The sequence below is a fragment of the Streptomyces sp. NPDC093149 genome, assembly GCF_044754145.1.
Taxonomy (GTDB): Bacteria; Actinomycetota; Actinomycetes; order Streptomycetales; family Streptomycetaceae; genus Streptomyces.
The window spans coordinates 627089-644040 of record NZ_JBIVON010000002.1 but is presented as its reverse complement, the minus strand read 5'-3'; the positions used below and the strand labels follow the sequence as shown (position 1 = coordinate 644040).

General features: G+C 70.8%; 16 protein-coding genes and 1 pseudogene. 4 read left to right on the top strand and 13 right to left on the bottom strand.

Annotated elements, in window-relative coordinates:
- Positions 1-94 precede the first annotated feature (94 nt).
- The 3 genes and pseudogenes from ACIQCZ_RS09370 to leuA form a co-directional block, all read right to left on the bottom strand.
- Positions 95-403, bottom strand: a pseudogene (locus ACIQCZ_RS09370) (response regulator transcription factor); the annotation flags it as partial.
- Positions 400-1077, bottom strand: coding sequence for a TerB family tellurite resistance protein (locus ACIQCZ_RS09365; protein WP_402280957.1), 678 nt, complete (start codon positions 1075-1077; stop codon positions 400-402). The pseudogene ACIQCZ_RS09370 and the gene ACIQCZ_RS09365, both read right to left, overlap by 4 nt.
- A 238-nt stretch (positions 1078-1315) precedes the next feature.
- A complete protein-coding gene (leuA, locus tag ACIQCZ_RS09360; protein WP_402280955.1) occupies positions 1316-3112 on the bottom strand; it encodes a 2-isopropylmalate synthase in 1797 nt (598 codons plus the stop codon).
- A 294-nt stretch (positions 3113-3406) separates the two neighbouring features.
- On the opposite strand from leuA, the gene ACIQCZ_RS09355 reads away from it, so the two are divergent.
- The gene (locus tag ACIQCZ_RS09355; RefSeq protein WP_402280953.1) at positions 3407-4483 is read left to right on the top strand and encodes a M4 family metallopeptidase; all 1077 of its coding nucleotides are present in this window, start codon (positions 3407-3409) and stop codon (positions 4481-4483) included.
- Positions 4484-4520: 37 nt separating this feature from the next.
- Positions 4521-4787 carry a protealysin inhibitor emfourin gene (locus tag ACIQCZ_RS09350; protein WP_402280952.1) on the top strand — a complete coding sequence of 89 codons (267 nt, stop codon included), beginning with the start codon at positions 4521-4523 and terminating at the stop codon, positions 4785-4787.
- A gap of 53 nt (positions 4788-4840) precedes the next feature.
- On the opposite strand, the gene ACIQCZ_RS09345 is transcribed toward ACIQCZ_RS09350, so the two are convergent.
- The 4 genes from ACIQCZ_RS09345 to ACIQCZ_RS09330 all read right to left on the bottom strand — a co-directional run bounded on the left by ACIQCZ_RS09345 (position 4841) and on the right by ACIQCZ_RS09330 (position 8912).
- A complete protein-coding gene (locus ACIQCZ_RS09345) occupies positions 4841-5869 on the bottom strand; it encodes a GTPase Era (protein ID WP_402280951.1) in 1029 nt (342 codons plus the stop codon).
- Between the two features lie 62 nt (positions 5870-5931).
- Positions 5932-6876 carry a WxL protein peptidoglycan domain-containing protein gene (locus tag ACIQCZ_RS09340; protein WP_402281269.1) on the bottom strand — a complete coding sequence of 315 codons (945 nt, stop codon included), beginning with the start codon at positions 6874-6876 and terminating at the stop codon, positions 5932-5934.
- Between the two features lie 83 nt (positions 6877-6959).
- On the bottom strand, positions 6960-8342 hold the full coding sequence (locus tag ACIQCZ_RS09335; protein WP_402280949.1) for a beta-xylosidase: 1383 nt from the start codon (positions 8340-8342) through the stop codon (positions 6960-6962).
- Between the two features lie 216 nt (positions 8343-8558).
- Positions 8559-8912, bottom strand: coding sequence for a cytidine deaminase (locus tag ACIQCZ_RS09330; RefSeq protein WP_402280947.1), 354 nt, complete (start codon positions 8910-8912; stop codon positions 8559-8561).
- Between the two features lie 412 nt (positions 8913-9324).
- Here ACIQCZ_RS09330 and ACIQCZ_RS09325 point away from each other — a divergent pair, with 412 nt between their 5' ends.
- Positions 9325-9756 (top strand): hypothetical protein, encoded by a 432-nt coding sequence (locus ACIQCZ_RS09325; protein WP_402280945.1) that lies wholly within the window; start codon positions 9325-9327, stop codon positions 9754-9756.
- 56 nt (positions 9757-9812) lie between these two features.
- Here ACIQCZ_RS09325 and ACIQCZ_RS09320 read toward each other — a convergent pair whose 3' ends face one another.
- From ACIQCZ_RS09320 to ACIQCZ_RS09300, 5 genes are all read right to left on the bottom strand, one after another.
- Complete coding sequence (locus ACIQCZ_RS09320) at positions 9813-10166, bottom strand: MmcQ/YjbR family DNA-binding protein (protein ID WP_402280943.1); 354 nt, start codon at positions 10164-10166, stop codon at positions 9813-9815.
- Positions 10163-11455, bottom strand: coding sequence for a hemolysin family protein (locus ACIQCZ_RS09315; protein WP_402280942.1), 1293 nt, complete (start codon positions 11453-11455; stop codon positions 10163-10165). The genes ACIQCZ_RS09320 and ACIQCZ_RS09315 overlap by 4 nt, the downstream gene beginning before the upstream one ends.
- Complete coding sequence (gene ybeY / locus ACIQCZ_RS09310; RefSeq protein ID WP_402280940.1) at positions 11452-11949, bottom strand: rRNA maturation RNase YbeY; 498 nt, start codon at positions 11947-11949, stop codon at positions 11452-11454. Before ybeY ends, ACIQCZ_RS09315 begins: the two co-directional genes overlap by 4 nt.
- 12 nt (positions 11950-11961) lie before the next feature.
- On the bottom strand, positions 11962-12990 hold the full coding sequence (locus tag ACIQCZ_RS09305) for a PhoH family protein (protein ID WP_402280938.1): 1029 nt from the start codon (positions 12988-12990) through the stop codon (positions 11962-11964).
- Between the two features lie 139 nt (positions 12991-13129).
- Positions 13130-14254 (bottom strand): carbohydrate kinase family protein, encoded by a 1125-nt coding sequence (locus ACIQCZ_RS09300; protein ID WP_402280937.1) that lies wholly within the window; start codon positions 14252-14254, stop codon positions 13130-13132.
- Positions 14255-14593: 339 nt separating this feature from the next.
- Between ACIQCZ_RS09300 and ACIQCZ_RS09295 the strand changes: the two genes are divergently transcribed.
- Positions 14594-15952: an MFS transporter gene (locus tag ACIQCZ_RS09295; protein WP_402280935.1), complete on the top strand. Its 1359-nt coding sequence runs from the start codon at positions 14594-14596 to the stop codon at positions 15950-15952.
- Here ACIQCZ_RS09295 and ACIQCZ_RS09290 read toward each other — a convergent pair.
- Complete coding sequence (locus ACIQCZ_RS09290; protein WP_402280934.1) at positions 15916-16908, bottom strand: adenosine deaminase; 993 nt, start codon at positions 16906-16908, stop codon at positions 15916-15918. The genes ACIQCZ_RS09295 and ACIQCZ_RS09290 overlap by 37 nt on opposite strands.
- Positions 16909-16952: the final 44 nt, after the last annotated feature.

Genomic DNA, 16952 nt, shown 5'->3' with positions numbered 1-16952 from the left:
GGCTCATGGGGCCCACCCCCCATGGCGACCGACGACGACACGGTGGGGCACGGTGCCGGGGCACGCGGGCCCGGCGTGATCCGAACGAGAGACCCTACTGCCCGTCCGCCCCGCCCGCGGCCGGGACGACCAGCCCCGATTCGTACGCGACGATCACCAGCTGGGCCCGGTCGCGGGCGTCGACCTTGCCCATGATCCGGCTGGCGTGGGTCTTCGCGGTGAGCGGGCCGAGGCCGAGGGTCTCGGCGATCTCCGCGTTGTTCAGCCCGCGCCCGACCAGGCAGAGCACCTGGCACTCCCGTTCGGACAGGCGGTCCGGGCCGCCGGGCGCCCCCGCGGGCGGGGTCCGCGGGCCCGAATACTCCCGCGGGAGTACGCGCCCGGTGTGGACGGGGCCGTTCAGGAGGGGGTGCGCGCAGCCGCCGCGAGCAGTCGGGCGGTGTCCTCGGGGCAGAGCTGCAGCGCCCCGCCGACCATGGTCAGCACCTCGCGCTCCGCCTGCCCGTACGGGCCGTCGGCGAGCGCGATCCTGGCCCCCTGCAGCAGGATCGATTCGCGTCCGGCGGGGGCCAGGTGCGGGGCGAGGGGTTCCAGTGCCTCGTGCAGTTCGATGGCGAGGGCCGCACCGCAGGCCTCGGCCGCCGGGTCGAAGGCGGCGCCGTGGCCGATGTCGGCGGCGAGGACCTCGACGACGGTGGAGAGCTGTTCCTCCGTGCAGTCGTCGAATCCGGCGTCGCGCACGAGGGCGGCCGCGGCCTCCAGGGCCGTGCGGGAGGCGGTGCCGCCGGCGGCGAGGACGCCGAGCGCGACCGTGTGGACGGCGTCCCGGAGCATCGCGGAGAACCGGGTGGTGGTGGGGTGGTCCAGCACCTCGGTGTCGAACCGGTCCCGGCAGGCGGCGCATTCGACGACCGGTCCCGTGGTGCCGCGCCGCACCATCGGTACGCCGAGCACCGCGAAACGGCGACGGCCGGTGAGCCGACGGTAGTTGCGGTCGCCGCCGCAGCCGGGGCAGAAGAACTCCCCGTCCCCGACGGTGTCCCAGATGGTGCGGATGCCGCAGATACGCAGCTTCATGGCGCGTTGTCCCCGGGCTGACCGCACGTCGCACACCTCCGTAACTCCCCCGTAGCCCCAAAGGCACGGGAGGTGCCCCTCCGGCAACATTGCCGTGTCGACGTGATGTTAACCACAGTCACGATGTGGCGTCAGCACCTCGGTCGTCACAACCGCCGGAGATGGCCGAACCCCGCCCCCCGGATGCGGGTGGACGGGGTTCTCGGCCGTGCGGCTTCACGCCCTTTCGGGCGCCGGGTCAGCGGGTGGCGCGGTTGACGGCGGAGACGACCGCCTTCAGCGAGGCACGCGTGGTGTTGGCGTCGATGCCGATGCCCCACAGGACCTTGCCGTCGATCGCGCACTCGATGTACGAGGCGGCCTGGGAGCTGGCACCCTCGCTCATGGTGTGCTCGGTGTAGTCCAGCAGACGGGCATCGATGCCGATGGCCTGCAGCGCCTCGAAGAACGCGGAGATCGGGCCGTTTCCGGTACCGGTCAGCACGGTGTCCGTGCCGTCCACGGTCGCCTCGACGGTGATGGTGTCCCGGCCGTCGGAGCCGGTCGTGGTCTGACCGGAGCGGATCTGCACGCGACCCCATTGAGCCGCAGCGTCGTCCGGGTTCGGCAGGTACTCGTCCTGGAACGTGGACCAGATCTGCGTCGGCGTGACCTCGCCGCCCTCGGCGTCGGTCTTGGCCTGAATGATCCGGGAGAACTCGATCTGCATCCGGCGCGGCAGGTCCAGTTTGTGGTCATTCTTCAGGACATAGGCGATTCCGCCCTTGCCGGACTGCGAGTTGACCCGGATGACGGCCTCGTAGCTGCGGCCGACGTCCTTCGGGTCGATCGGCAGGTACGGCACCGCCCACTCGATGTCGTCGACCGTCGTGCCCCGGGCGGCCGCGTCGGCCTCCATGGCGTCGAAGCCCTTCTTGATGGCGTCCTGGTGGGAGCCGGAGAAGGCGGTGTAGACCAGGTCGCCCGCGTAGGGGTGGCGCGGGTGGACCTCCATCTGGTTGCAGTACTCGCTGGTGCGGCGGATCTCGTCGATCTGCGAGAAGTCGATCTGCGGGTCGACGCCCTGCGAGAACAGGTTCATGCCCAGGGTGACCAGGTCGACGTTGCCGGTGCGCTCGCCCTGGCCGAACAGACAGCCCTCGATCCGGTCCGCACCGGCCATGATGGCCAGTTCGGCGGCGGCGACAGCGGTGCCGCGGTCGTTGTGCGGGTGGACCGACAGGCAGACGAACTCGCGGCGCGACAGGTTGCGCGACATCCACTCGAACCGGTCCGCGTGCGTGGAGGGGGTCGAACGCTCCACGGTGGCGGGCAGGTTGAGGATGATCTCGCGGCCCTCCTCCGGCTGCCAGACGTCACAGACCGCCTCGCAGACCTCCAGGGCGAAGTCCAGCTCGGTGTCGGTGAAGATCTCGGGGCTGTACTGGTAGCCGAAGACCGTCTCCGGGCCCAGCAGCTTCTCCGCGTACTCCATGACCAGCCGGGTGCCGTCCACGGCGATCTGCTTGATGTCGTCCTTCGAGCCCCGGAAGACGACCCGACGGAAGGTGGGCGCCGTCGCGTTGTACAGGTGCACGGTCGCGCGGTGGGCGCCGACGAGGGACTCGACGGTCCGCTCGATCAGGTCCTCGCGGGCCTGCGTCAGGACGGAGATCGTCACGTCCTCGGGGATCGCGCCCTCTTCGATGATGGAGCGGACGAACGCGAAGTCGGTCTCGCCGGAGGACGGGAACCCGACCTCGATCTCCTTGTAGCCCATGCGTACGAGCAGATCGAACATCTCGCGCTTGCGGGCCGGCGACATCGGGTCGATCAGGGCCTGGTTGCCGTCGCGCAGATCGGTGGAGAGCCAGCGGGGCGCGACGGTGATCCGGTTGTCCGGCCAGGTGCGGTCGGGAATCTCGACGGCCTCGTACCGGCCGTACTTGTGGATCGGCATCCCGGACGGCTTCTGCAGCTGAGTGGCGTTGGTGATCGGCGTCGGGCGTCCGACAGCGTTCCCGGCGGGGGTCTGAGCGGGATGTGCGGCGGTCATGGCGTACGGCTCCTCGGGGTCCAACCAATGGGACGGCCGACTGTGTCGCTGCAGCACCAGACTCCGCGGGGAGGGGGTCGGCCTACGACTACAGGCCCTCGCCGCGGCAGCTAAGAAGAAGCAGCCCGAAACGCATGATGCGACGAGACTAACCGAGAGGCGCCTGATGCGTCCGTCCCGTATCAGTATGCGGGACCGGACGCCGGAAACGCCCAAGAGTGATCGATCACTCCATTTCGTCAATCCTGGTCGCAACCAGTGACATGTCCGTCACCCGGTGCCACAGTCGGCTGTATGCAGCCTCAGTCTCAGCACGGGTTCCGCCCCGTCTTCTGCACCATCGTGCCGCCCCATGTCCTCGACAAGCTGTCGCAGTCCGACAACCCCGACCTCGCGGGCCCCGCCCGCCGCACCCTGGAGAGCGACGCCGCCCGCCGCACCCGCCGCCAGATGGCCACGGTCGTCACCGTGCCCGTCACCGCCACGACCGGCAAGGAGGCGTCCGACAAGCCCGACCGGACGCTGTACGACTGCCGTCACCGCACCCGGCTGCCCGGCACCAAGGTCCGCGCCGAGGGCCAGGAGCCGACGAAGGACGCGAGCGTCAACCGCGCGTACGCGGGACTCGGCGCCACCTTCGAACTGCTGCTCAAGGCATACGGCCGCCGTTCGATCGACGGCAACGGGCTCCCGCTGATCGGTTCCGTGCACTACGACGAGAAGTACAACAACGCCTTCTTCGACGGCGAGCAGATGGTCTTCGGTGACGGGGACGGGGAGATCTTCCTGGACTTCACCGTCGCCATCGACGTGATCGCCCACGAACTGACGCACGGCCTGACCCAGTACACCGCCAATCTGAGCTACTACGGCCAGTCCGGCGCGCTCAACGAATCGATGTCCGACGTCTTCGGTTCCCTGGTCAAGCAGTACTCGCTGGGCCAGAGCGCCGACCGGGCCGACTGGCTGATCGGCGCCGGACTGCTGGCCCCCGGTGTCCGGGGCGAGGCGTTGCGTTCGATGAAGGCACCGGGAACGGCGTACGACGACGACGTGCTCGGCAAGGACCCGCAGCCCGCGTCGATGGAGGACTACATCCACACCGGCGAGGACAACGGCGGGGTGCACCTCAATTCCGGCATCCCGAACCGGGCGTTCTATCTCCTGGCGACGGCCCTCGGCGGCAACGCGTGGGAACGCGCCGGGCAGCTCTGGTTCGATGTGCTCACAGGTGGTCGACTGGCCGTGGACGCGGACTTCGCGTCCTTCGCCCGGCTGACCGTGGCCGCGGCCCGCAGCCGCTTCGGAGAGGGCGACGAGGCGGAGGCCGTCCTGAAGGCATGGTCGGAGGTGGGCGTACCGACCGCGTAGGGCATTTCCCGGCCCGTCCGGCGATGGAGGACACCGCATGCGGATTCAGGTCAGCAGGACCGGCGGCTTCGCCGGCATCGCACGCCATGGCGAGGTCGACACCGCCGGTCGGGCCGACGCCGCGCAGTGGGAGCAACTGGCCCGCTCGGCGCTCGTCTCGGGCCACGACACCCCGCCCGGCGGCGTCCCGGACGGTTTCCGGTACCGGATCACGGTCGGTGACCGGACCATCCACTGCGCGGACCCCCGGCTGACCGACGCCCAGCGCGCACTGATCTCACGCGTCCTGAAGGAGGGCGCGTGAGACGGGCGCGCGCCCGGGCCGCGGCCGGACCACCGGCATGTCCCTGACCCGGGTCAGAACCCGAGCTTGCGCAGCTGCTTCGGGTCGCGCTGCCAGTCCTTGGCCACCTTCACGTGGAGGTCCAGGAAGACCGGCGTGCCGAGCAGTGCCTCGATGTGCTTGCGCGACTTCGTGCCGACGTCCTTCAGCCGCTTGCCCTTCGGGCCGATGATGATGCCCTTCTGGCTGGGGCGCTCGATGTAGACGTTGGCATGGATGTCGAGCAGCGGCTTGTCCGCCGGGCGGTCCTCGCGCGGCAGCATCTCCTCGACGACGACGGCGATGGAGTGCGGCAGCTCGTCCCGTACGCCTTCGAGCGCGGCCTCACGGATCAGCTCCGCGACCATGACCATCTCGGGCTCGTCGGTGAGGTCGCCCTCCGGGTAGAGCGGCGGGCTCTCGGGCAGCAGCGGGGCGATCAGATCGGCCAGCAGGTCCACCTGGCCGGCTCCTCTCCCGGCACCGCCCTTGTTCGAGGGGCTGCGTCCCGCCTCCTGCTCCGCCTTCACCGCGGAGACCGGAATGATCTCGGCCCACTCGAAGCCGAGCTCCTCGCCGAGGCGGGAGACGGCGAGCAGCTGTTCGGCGAGCTGCTTGGAGTCGACCAGGTCGGTCTTGGTGATGACGGCGATCTTCGGGGTCTTCTTGATGCCCGCGAGTTCCTTGACGATGTACTTGTCGCCGGGGCCCAGCTTCTGGTCGGCCGGCAGGCAGAAGCCGATGACGTCGACCTCGGCCCATGTGGTGCGCACGACGTCGTTGAGACGCTCGCCGAGCAGGGTGCGCGGCTTGTGGAGGCCCGGGGTGTCGACCAGGATCAGCTGCGCGTCCTCGCGGTGCACGATGCCGCGCACGGTGTGCCGGGTGGTCTGGGGCCGGTTGGAGGTGATCGCCACCTTCTGGCCGACCAGAGCGTTCGTGAGGGTGGACTTGCCCGCGTTGGGGCGGCCCACGAAGCAGGCGAAACCGGCCCTGTGCGGGGCTTTGTTCGCAGCCTGCTGTGCAGCGGCTTCTGTGTCAGGTCGAACGCTCATGGCGCCCATTGTCCCCGATGCCGGCGGCCCCGCCGTACCAAGGGGCGCGCCGGGGCCTGTCGCGCGTCGCGTCAGGCCGTGCCGGTGCGGCTCCGACGGGCCCGGATCCACAGTCCCGTGCCCGCGCCGACGATCACCAGCAGGACCCCGGCCATCAGCCAGGGCAGGGCGAAGTACCCGACGGCGGCGGACTCGCGGGTGTCGCGGGCGCTCGCGGTCACCTCGATCTCGCCCCATTCCAGCTGGGGCGCGTCCGCCCACTGCTCGGTCAGCCGGACCTGCTGGCGGGGCAGCAGCTCGGAGGGGATCCTCTTCAGGTCGCGGGCGAGCAGGGTGCGGCCGAAGAGGCCCTCGGCCCTGAGGGCGACCTTGGGGTTGAGGGTGACGTTGCCCCGGTTGTGGAGCGTGTACGAGATCACGGCCCGGCTCTTGCCGGTGCCCGGGACCAGTGGCTGGGTGTGCTCGACCTTCACGTCGTCGACGGAGAGCGCGGGCATGGTCGGTCCGTTCACCCGCAGGTAGATGCGGGCACCGACCGCCTTGCGGATGCCGACGGCGACGGCTCCCGCGTCGGCGGGGTCGATGCGTTCGTCGAGGGCGACGAGGGCGCCGGGATGGTCGCCCGGCTCGGCGTCCTCGGGGACGGTGATGGTGACCGGCACGGTGACCGAGCCGTGCGGCCGAACCGTGATCCGGTCGCGGTCGGTCTTCGCCCAGGCGCCGACGGAGCGCTGTCGCTCGTTCCGGGCACGGACGGCGAAGCCCCCGTCGCGCGGGGTGTTGTAGGCGTCGGCTGCGTACAGCCGGAAGGTCTGCGGCCGGTCCGTCTTGTTGGTGACGGTGACCCGGTCGTCGAGCGTGGCGCCGGGGTCGGCGGAGAGGTAGAAGTACGGGCGCTGACCGGCCTGGGCGGTGGCCGGGTAGACCGACCAGCTGCCGTTGTCCGCGGCGTGGGCGGCCGGGGCGCCGGTCAGCAGCAGGGCGCCGGCCAGAAGGAGTACGGACAGCTTGCGCACGGTGCGGGACCCCCGGGTGGTCGTGTGTTCGGTGGTCCGGGCGGGTGCGCGCCCGGTCCACCGGATCGGTCGGGGCTGTTCGGTCACGTGAGGGTGAGGGTGAGCACGCCGGAGTACGCGCCGGGGGCGGTGTACGCCGGTACGTTCAGCGCGAGCCGGGCGTCGACGGTGAACTCGCCGCCGGTGAGGGTCCCGTTCGGCGTGGACGCCAGCGTGGCGCCCGCGCTGCCCACCGGCCCCTGGGAACCGGCCGCACAGGTGCTGGGACTTCCGGCCTTCGTCGCGCAGACCGGGGTCCAGCCCAGTTCGGACGCTCCGATCGTGGCGCCGCCGGGGCCCTTGAAGTCGGTGACCTTTCCGGTCAGGGACCAGCCGGCGGGCCCGCCGCGGTAGTCCTCGACCGTCACCGTCTGCAGCGAGCCGCGGGATGCGCCGCCCCTGCCGAAGTCGACCGCCGACATCTCGACCGTGTCCCCGGCCTGGACCATGGACAGCGTGCCCGCCTTCACGGACGAGTCGAGCCGCTGGCTGCCGTCCGGGATCCCGCCGCCGCCCCCGGTGACGGTGTAGGCCTGCGGGCCCGCGCCCTTGGCCGCGTCCCAGGCACCGCCCTCGTAGGCGACGATGCCGGTGGTCGCCGGATCGTCGACGGTGAGCCGGCCGCTGAAGCCGCCGGAGCCGTCCGCCTTGACGGTGGCCGTGTCGGCGGTCTGCCTGTCCCCGGCCCGGCCCGCCAGCGTGACGTCCGCGCCCGCGGTGAACTTCGACCCGGTCACGGTGACCGCGTCGCCCGCCTTGCCGGAGGCCGCCCCGAGCTGGATGGCACGCTCGTTGACCTGGCCGCCGCCGTCCGTCGCGAGGATCGTCTCGGAGACGGGGGCGGGCGGATCCGTCACCGTGCAGGGGGTGTCCAGCTCCATGATGTAGCTGGTGTGGATGTTGTAGTCGCCGGGCGACAGCGTGATCTGTCCGGGTGCGGTGACCGTGAACGTACCGGTCATCGAGAACGACGGGAAGTCGCCCTTGCCGGGTACCGGGGCGTTCTTCTTAGGGCCCGCGACGGTGATGCTCGCGGACTGCGCGCCGCCGACGGTGACCTTGCCGGTCGGCGTCATGATGTCGGCGGGCAGGGCCAGGTCGACCGGGTTGCCCGCGGCGGGCTTGACGACGGTGTACGTGACCGTGACGGTGTCGCCCACCGTGGGTGCGGCGTTGTCGACGGTGATCTCGGCCTTGGTCGGCCCGTCGATCGGGGGGATGCCCGCGATGGCCGGCGGGATGCAGTGGGTGGGGAACTCCACCGGCACGGAGGCCGTCACCATGGCCTGCGCGGGGCCCGCGAGTCCCCCGCCCCCGGCCACGACGAGCGCGCCCACGCCCAGCGCGGCGCCCCAGCGGCGGCCGCGCCCGGAACGCCTTCGCGCGCCGGATCTTCGCATGCTGATGCTTCGAACGGTCGGACGCATGGAGCCCCCTCCTGCCGGATGCGGCGCAGCGGCTCATCTGCGCCGACAGGGGGCCCATTGACGACTCCGGCCGAAAAGAAGTCAATGGAAGCGAAACGCACCGACTGATGGACCATCAGATGGTGTCAAGATCCGCGCTCCTCCCGCTCGGGTGTGCGAACGCCTCGCGCCGACGGGGGCGGGGCGTTCGTGCGCCGGGTGCGGATCCTGTCGCCGTCAGCCCGCCGTCACGCTGGCCCGCAGCGCGCCGTCGGGCCCGGCGAGCAGGACCGGGGTGTCCGGGCCGCCCAGGTCCCGTACCGCGGCGCGGTCCGCGTCCGACGGGGTCTGCGCCTCGGAGACGACCGCGGCCGCCTCCAGCGACGTGGCGCCGCTGGCCACCGCCATCGCCACGGCGGTCTGCAGGGCGCTGAGCTTCAGCGAATCCAGTCGGACGGTGCCCGCGACATACGTGCGTCCGGTCTCGTCCCGTACGGCCGCGCCCTCCGGCACGCCGTTGCGGGCGCGGGCGCTGCGCGCCAGCGTGACGATCTTGCGGTCCTCTGGGCCGAGGTCGGTGCTCTCAGTCATGTGCCGAGCATACGAACCGGGCGGACGGGTACGGTCCGCGGGCACCGGCGACGCGCGGTCACCCCGGCACCGGGCATCCGCGGAACGATCCGGGCACCCCGTCCGGAACCGAGCGACGACCCGCGGTGCGATCGCGTCCCGGTGCGGCGGCAGGTGCCGGTGGACCGGGGTGGCGACACGCGCTCATCAGGTGCCTCCTGTCATCGCAAAGTCTCTTTGTGCAACCGGGGCGGGGCCCGTGATCCCGCGTATGGCAAGGTGTGCCGACGAATCACGCCGACCGGGCTTCGCCGGGGAGTCCGGCCCGCGACAGCCATCCGGGCACCAGGATCCCGCGGCAGCGCCTGGGAAGTCACCTGCCGGACGGGAGTGTGCCGTCCGGTCCACGCCCAACCTTTCAGGAGTGTCACCCGTGAACGGAAAGCGTCGCCGACTGCTGTTGGCCGCCCTCGACCCCATGCTCGATTCCCAGGAGCAGGTCAAGGTGGCGACCATCGTCAACCTGAGCTCTGTCTCTGTGCGCCGGACCGCGGCGTTCGCGGCAGCCTCGGCGATCGCGAGCGGTGGAATGGCCGTGATCCCGGTGCCGACCCCGATGTATCTGGCAATGACCGACCGTCGCATCTTCATCTTCCGGGCGAACCCGACGTTCGCCCGACCCGAGGAACACCTGATGACGATTCCGCTCGCCGGCCTCGTCCGCTCGGAGATCAAGGAACGCATACTCAACTCGTCCTTCGTCGTCTCCTCACCGGAAAGCGAACAGGGTCTGAAGATCGTCTTCCCGCTGATCAGCCGCACGGACCGGAACGCGATAGCGGTCGCCCTGCCCCTGGCAGGCTGACCGCCTCGTCACGAGTGAACAGAGCCATCAGGAACCGGGGAACAGGTTCACCGCTCCTACGCCCGGTCCAGCCGCAGCCGTTCCGCCTTCGGCAGGCCCGCCACCACCAGGTCGTAGGAGTCCTCGATGAGCTCACGGAGCACCCGGTCCGGCACCCCGGACACCGTCACCGTGTTCCAGTGCCGCTTGTTCATGTGCCAGCCCGGCACCACCGCGTCGTACTCCTCGCGGAGCCGCGCCGCCTCGTCCGGATCGCACTTGAGGTTCACCGTCAGCGGACGCGCGTCCAACGTGCTGAGCGCGAACATCTTGCCGAGCACCTTGAAGACGGACGCCTCCGGCCCGAACGGGAACTCCTCGACACTCGCGTCGAACTCCAGGCAGAAGGCCCTCAGCTGATGCGGAGTCACCCCTCCCCCACCCCCTCCGGCTCCACGGGCTCCACCAGCACCGTGACGATCTTGTTCCGGCGGCCTGCCGGGGACTCCGCGGTCAGCCGGATCCGGCGGCCGTCGGGCAGGTCGACCGGCGAGGACGCACCGGCGATCGGAACCCGTCCGAGCGCCTTCGCGAGAAGACCGCCGACCGTCTCCACGTCCTCGTCGTCGAACTCGTCGAGGCCGAACAGCTCCCCCAGGTCGCCGATGTCGAGGCGGGCGGTCACCCGGAAGCAGCCGTTCTCCAGCTCCTGGACCGGCGGGAGTTCACGGTCGTACTCGTCGGTGATCTCGCCGACGATCTCTTCGAGGATGTCCTCGATGGTGACGATGCCCGCGGTGCCGCCGTACTCGTCGATCACGACGGCGACGTGGCTGCGCTCCTGCTGCATCTCGCGCAGGAGATCGCCGGCGTTCTTCGTGTCGGGCACGAACGCCGCCGGCCGCATCGCCGTGGAGACCGGATCGGCCTCCGACTCCCGGTTGATGTGCGTCTTGCGGACCAGGTCCTTGAGGTACACGATGCCGACGATGTCGTCCTCGTTCTCCCCGGTGACCGGGATCCGCGAGAAACCGGAGCGCAGCGCCAGGGTCAGCGCCTGCCGGATCGTCTTGTAGCGCTCGATGCAGACCAGGTCGGTCCGAGGCACCATGACCTCGCGCACGAGCGTGTCACCGAGCTCGAAGACGGAGTGCACCATGCGACGCTCCTCGTCCTCGATCAGCGACTCCGCCTCGGCGAGGTCGACCAGGGCCCGCAGTTCGGCCTCGCTGGCGAACGGTCCCTTGCGGAACCCCTTGCCGGGCGTCAGCGCGTTGCCGATGAGGATCAGCAGCTGCGGGATCGGACCCATGATCCTGGCCAGCGGCAGCAGCACGTAGGCGGCGGCGGTGGCCGTGTTCAGCGGGTGCTGGCGGCCGATGGTGCGCGGTGACACGCCGATGGCGACATAGGAGACGAGGACCATCACGGCCATCGCGACGGCCAGCGCCTCCCAGGTCTGCGAGAACTCCTGCAGACAGGCGTAGGTGACGAGCACACCGGCCGACATCTCGCAGGCGACCCGCACCAGCAGGGCGACGTTGAGATACCGGGTCGGATCGGCCGCGACCTGTTCGAGCTTCTGACTGCCACGCCGCCCGGAGCGGACGGCCTCGGCGGCCCGGAAGCTGGACACGCGGGCGATGCCCGCCTCCGCGCAGGCCGCCAGCCAGCCGACGACCACCAGCAGAACGGCACCGAGGACGAGAGGAACGCTCACGAGACGGTGGGGGCGGGCGAGGGACCGGTCAGGCCGCGCTCGGCGCGCCAGCCGTCCACGATCGCGGCCTGGAGGCCGAACATCTCGGCCTTCTCGTCCGGCTCCTCGTGGTCGTACCCGAGGAGATGCAGCACTCCGTGGACGGTGAGGAGCTGGAGCTCCTCGTCCATGGAGTGCCGGGTCTCCGCGTCCGCGCCCTGCTTCTCGGCGACCTCCGGGCAGAGCACGATGTCACCGAGGAGCCCCTGCGGGGGCTCCTCGTCGTCCTTCGACGGCGGACGGAGTTCGTCCATCGGGAAGGACATGACATCCGTCGGCCCCGGCAGGTCCATCCACTGGATGTGGAGCTGCTCCATGGCGTCGGTGTCCACCACGATCACCGAGAGTTCGGACAGCGGGTGGATCCGCATCCGTGCGAGCGCGTAGCGGGCGATGTCGAGGATCGCCTGCTCGTCGACCTCGGTTCCGGACTCGTTGTTGACGTCGATCGACATGGTGCGCTGCGACTACTTCCCGTTGTGGCTGTCTCGGTTGTCGTACTTCTCGTACGCGTCGACGATACGGCCGACCAGCTTGTGCCGGACGACATCCCGGGAGGTGAGCTTGGAGAAGTGGACGTCCTCGACGCCGTCCAGGATGTCCTGGACCTGACGCAGACCGCTCTTGGTCCCGTTCGGCAGGTCGACCTGGGTGACGTCACCGGTGATGACGATCTTCGAGTCGAAGCCGAGCCGGGTCAGGAACATCTTCATCTGCTCGGCGCTGGTGTTCTGCGCCTCGTCGAGGATGATGAACGCGTCGTTGAGCGTGCGGCCACGCATGTAGGCCAGCGGCGCGACCTCGATCGTGCCCGCCGCCATCAGCCGCGGGATCGAGTCGGGGTCGAGCATGTCGTGCAGGGCGTCGTAGAGCGGGCGCAGATACGGGTCGATCTTCTCGTAGAGCGTGCCCGGCAGGAAGCCGAGCCGCTCGCCCGCCTCGACGGCGGGCCGGGTCAGGATGATCCGGTTGACCTGCTTGGACTGCAGGGCCTGGACCGCCTTGGCCATGGCGAGATAGGTCTTGCCGGTACCCGCGGGGCCGATGCCGAAGACGACCGTGTGCTTGTCGATCGCGTCGACGTACCGCTTCTGGTTGAGCGTCTTGGGACGGATGGTGCGACCGCGGCTGGAGAGGATGTTCTGGGTGAGCACCTCGGCCGGCGTCTCCTGACCGTCCCCCTCGCCGCTCTCACTCGCCCTGAGCATGGCGATCGAGCGTTCCACTGCGTCCTCCGTCATCGGCTGACCGGTGCGGAGCACCAGCATCATCTCGTCGAACAGGCGCTGGATCAGGGCGACTTCCGTCGCGTCTCCGGCGGCGCTGACCTCGTTTCCCCGGACATGGATGTCGGCCGCCGGGAAGGCCGTTTCGATCACGCGCAGCAGGGCGTCACCGGAGCCCAGGACGGTCACCATCGGATGCTTGGCCGGAACGGTGAACTGGGCTCGCGCCTGCCCCGGCGCCAGGGTCTGGGCTGTGGGTGTCTGAGTCATGGGCCGGCTCTGTGGCCTGCACATACCTCCTGTTGCAGGGTTCTCGCCGATCGACAACCTCTGGATTACCAAGCCTACGACTTGGCACCCACAACACCGAGAGCTTTTTCGCACACGGCTGCGAACACGACTGCCCCGTTCAGGCCGGACGGCGGAAGCCGATCGTCGGGACGGCCCGGCGCAGCGGCCACGGCCGGGCGGCCGCGGGCAGCAGTTCCTCCAGGAACGCGTACCGCTGGAGCGCCGCGGGGTCCTGGTCCGCGAAGGTGCGCACCTGCTGCCACCAGGCGCCGATCTCCTCCCAGTCCGGTGCCGACAGGGAACCGCCGAACTCCTGCACCGAGAGCGCCGCGGTCAGTCCGGCGAAGGCCAGCCGGTCGGCCAGCGGCCAGTCCGCCAGGGTGCCGGTGACGAAGCCGGCGACGAAGACGTCGCCCGCCCCGGTCGGATCCAGCGCCTCGACCTCGATGGCGGGCACCTCGGCGCTCGCCCCGGTCGCCGCGTCCACCGCGTAAGCGCCCTCCGGGCCCAGGGTGACCACGGCGAGCGGCACCCGTTCGGCCAGGGCGTGGGCGGCGGCGCGCGGGCAGTCGGTGCGGGTGTAGCGCATCGCCTCCTCGGCGTTGGGCAGGAACGCCTCGCAGTGCTCCAGGTCGGCCAGGGCGTCCAGGTCCCAGCGGCCGGTCTCGTCCCAGCCGACATCGGCGAAGATCCGGGCACCGTTCCCGGCGGCCTTGGCGACCCAGGGCTCGCTGCGCCCGGGGACGAGCGAGGCGATGGCGGCCCGCGCGCGGGGCGGGCAGCGCGGGAAGACGGACTCCTCGGCCGGGAGCACGGCGCCGGAGGTCCTTTCGGGGCCCGGGGCCTCGTGGCCGTGCGAGACCATCGTCCGTTCGCCCTCGTACGCCATGGAGACGGTCACCGGTGAGTGCCAGCCGGGGACGGTGTGCGACATGGACAGGTCGATGCCCTCGCCCTGCTCCAGGGCGTCCCAGCAGTACTCCCCGTAGTGGTCGTCGCCGAACGCCGCGGCCAGTGAGGTGTGCAGGCCCAGCCGGGCGAGCGCGGTGGCCATGTTCGCGACCCCGCCGGGGCTGGAACCCATGCCGCGCGCCCAGGACTCGGTACCGCGCACCGGGGCGCTGTCCAGGCCGGTGAAGATGATGTCGAGGAAGACCGTGCCGGTGAGGAAGACGTCGCAGTCCGGGTCCTGCGGGGCACGCAGCCCGTCCAGTGGGTCGATGGCTGGAATGTCCGTGCTCACCTTGCGCTCCCCGGTCGTGGCAGATGCGGCCAGTGTGCCCGATCCGCTCCTGTATCCGGAGGGTCCGCGCCGCCCCGCCCCCGGGGCACGCGCCCGCTCCGCACCCAAGGGTTCTGACCTGCGCAAACGTGGGCGTCTACCCGGGCACTCAAAGCGTAAACATGCATGTGACCCAGATCACATCGAGGTGGCTTTCGGTGGGCTGGACGCAGTTGATACAAATTGGCCCGCGAGCCCCGTTGGCGGCAGTTGCCGACGCGTGCACCGTCTCCCCCCGTATGTCCCGCATTGCCCTCCCCTGCCTTCTCTGCCTCCTTCGGCATGTCCTCAGGAACGCCCATGTCCTCGCGCCCTCGCGCCGCGTGGCCCCTGGTCGCCGTGTTCACCGCCGGTTACCTCGCCGCCTATCTGCTCCCCACCATCGTCGGGCGGCTCTCCGTCCATCTGGGCCTCAGTACCGCCCAGGCCGGGCTGGTGGGCAGCGCCCTGCTGGTGAGCTCGGCCACGGCCGGATTCACGCTGGCGGGCCGGGTCGAGACGTACGGGCCGCGGCGCCCGGCGCGGATCGGGCTGGTGCTGGCCATGACGGGGTACGGCTGCGCCGCGCTGGCGGGCTCCCTGCCGCTGGTGGTCATGGGCGCGATGATCGGCGGCCTCGGCTCCGGTACGGCCACCGCCGTGGCCGCGGCGGGCATCGCGGCCCAGCGCGATCCGCACCGGACCTCGTCGCTCGGTCTGCTGAGCGTCTCCGCGACGGCGGGCGCCCTCTATCTGACGATCCCGCACCTCGGCGGCGGCCACCGGCTGCCGTTCGCCTCGATCGCCCTGGTCGCCCTGCTCGTCTGGCCCGCCACCGCACGGCTCGGCGGCCCCGCTCCCGGCGGCCCCGCGGCCCCCGTCGTCGGCCGGCTGCCGCACCGGCGCTCCGGTCTGGTGCTGGCGGGCGGCATGCTCGTCTGGTCCATGGCGCAGAACGCGCTGTGGGGCGTCAGCAGCCGGATCGGAGTGGTCCAGGCCGGTCTCTCCGAGGTCACCATCGGCGCGGTGTTCGCCGCCGCGCTCGGTGCGGCCCTGCTCGGTGTGATGGGCGCCGGGATGCTGGGCGCCCGGCTCGGCCGGGCGGTGCCGATCGGCCTGGGCACCGTGGTCATCGCGGCGAGCATCGTGCTCAGCTCGTCGGCCGGGAGCCTCGGTTCGTTCGCGACCGGCGAGATCCTGTGGAACACCGTCTACCCGGTGGTCCTGTCGTACCTGATCGGGCTGGCCGCCTCCCTGGACGTGCGGGGCCGCTGGGCGGTCCTCGCGGGTTCTGCCTCGTCCGTCGGGGTGGCCTGCGGGCCGGTCCTCGGCAGTGTGCTGTCCGAGCAGGCCGGCTACCCGGTCATGGGTCTGATCCTCGGCGCCGTCACACTCCTGGTCGCGGCCCCGGTCACGGCCGTCGCCCTGCACACCGGTGGCCGGCCGCTGGTGCCGGGCTCGGTGCGGCGCAGGGGCGGTGCCCCGGCCGCGCTGCTCGCCGTCACCACCGGCGCGGTGCCCGGCGCCGTACCCAAGCTGGGCTCGCCCGAGCAGGCCGTCACGGAGATCAGCCTGCCCGCGCTGCGCCGCAGGCGCCCGGTCAGGATCGCGTTCCGCACGGCCGGCCCGTCCGGCGCGGCCGCTCAGTCGAACGTGTACGCCTCGACCTCGGAGAGATAGCGCGCCCTGCGCTCCTCGTCGTGGTCGAGGAAGGCCGCTTCGAAGGAGTTGCGGGCCAAGGTGCGCAGCTGTCCGTGATCCAGACCGAGCGCCTCGCGGACGGCGTGGAAGGTGTCCCCGACGTAGCCGCCGAAGTAGGCGGGGTCGTCGGAGTTCACCGTGCACAGCAGTCCGGCGGCCATCATGGACCGCAGCGGATGCTCCTCCAGCGTGTCGATGGCACGCAGCCGTACGTTGGACAGCGGGCACAGGGTGAGCGGCACCCGGTCCGCGACGAGCCGCCTCACCAGGTCCGCGTCCTCCATGCAGCGCAGCCCGTGGTCGATGCGCTCGACCCCGAGGACGTCCAGGGCCTCGCGGATGTACTCGGGCGGACCCTCCTCACCGGCGTGGGCGACCTTGCGCAGTCCGAGCGCCCCGGCCGCCTCGTACACCTCGCGGAACTTGACGGGCGGATGCCCGACCTCCGCCGAGTCCAGGCCGACCGCGCTGATCCGGTGCAGATACGGCTTCGCGGCCTGAAGGGTCTCAAGCGCCGACTCGGCGGACCGGTCGCGCAGGAAGCACATGATCAGCTGGGTGGAGACGCCGTGCTTCTCCTCGCTGTGGTCCAGCGCCCGGCCGAGCCCCTCGACGACGGTGCCGATCGGGACGCCGCGGTCGGTGTGGGCCTGCGGGTCGAAGAAGATCTCCGCGTGCCGGACGCCCTGGGCCGCGGCGCGGGTGAGATACGCGTCGGCGAGCTGCTCGAAGTCCTCCTCGGTCCTGAGCACCGCCATCAGGGCGTAGTACAGGTCGAGGAAGGTCTGCAGATCGTCGAAGAGATAGGCGGTGCGCAGCTCTTCGGTGTCCGCGTACGGCAGCGTCACGCCGTTGCGTTCGGCGAGCGCGAAGGCCAGCTCGGGTTCGAGGGTGCCTTCGATGTGGAGGTGGAGTTCGGCTTTGGGGAGGTGCACGGGTCTTTCACGCTCACAAACGGTGGTGCTGATGTGTTCGCGGG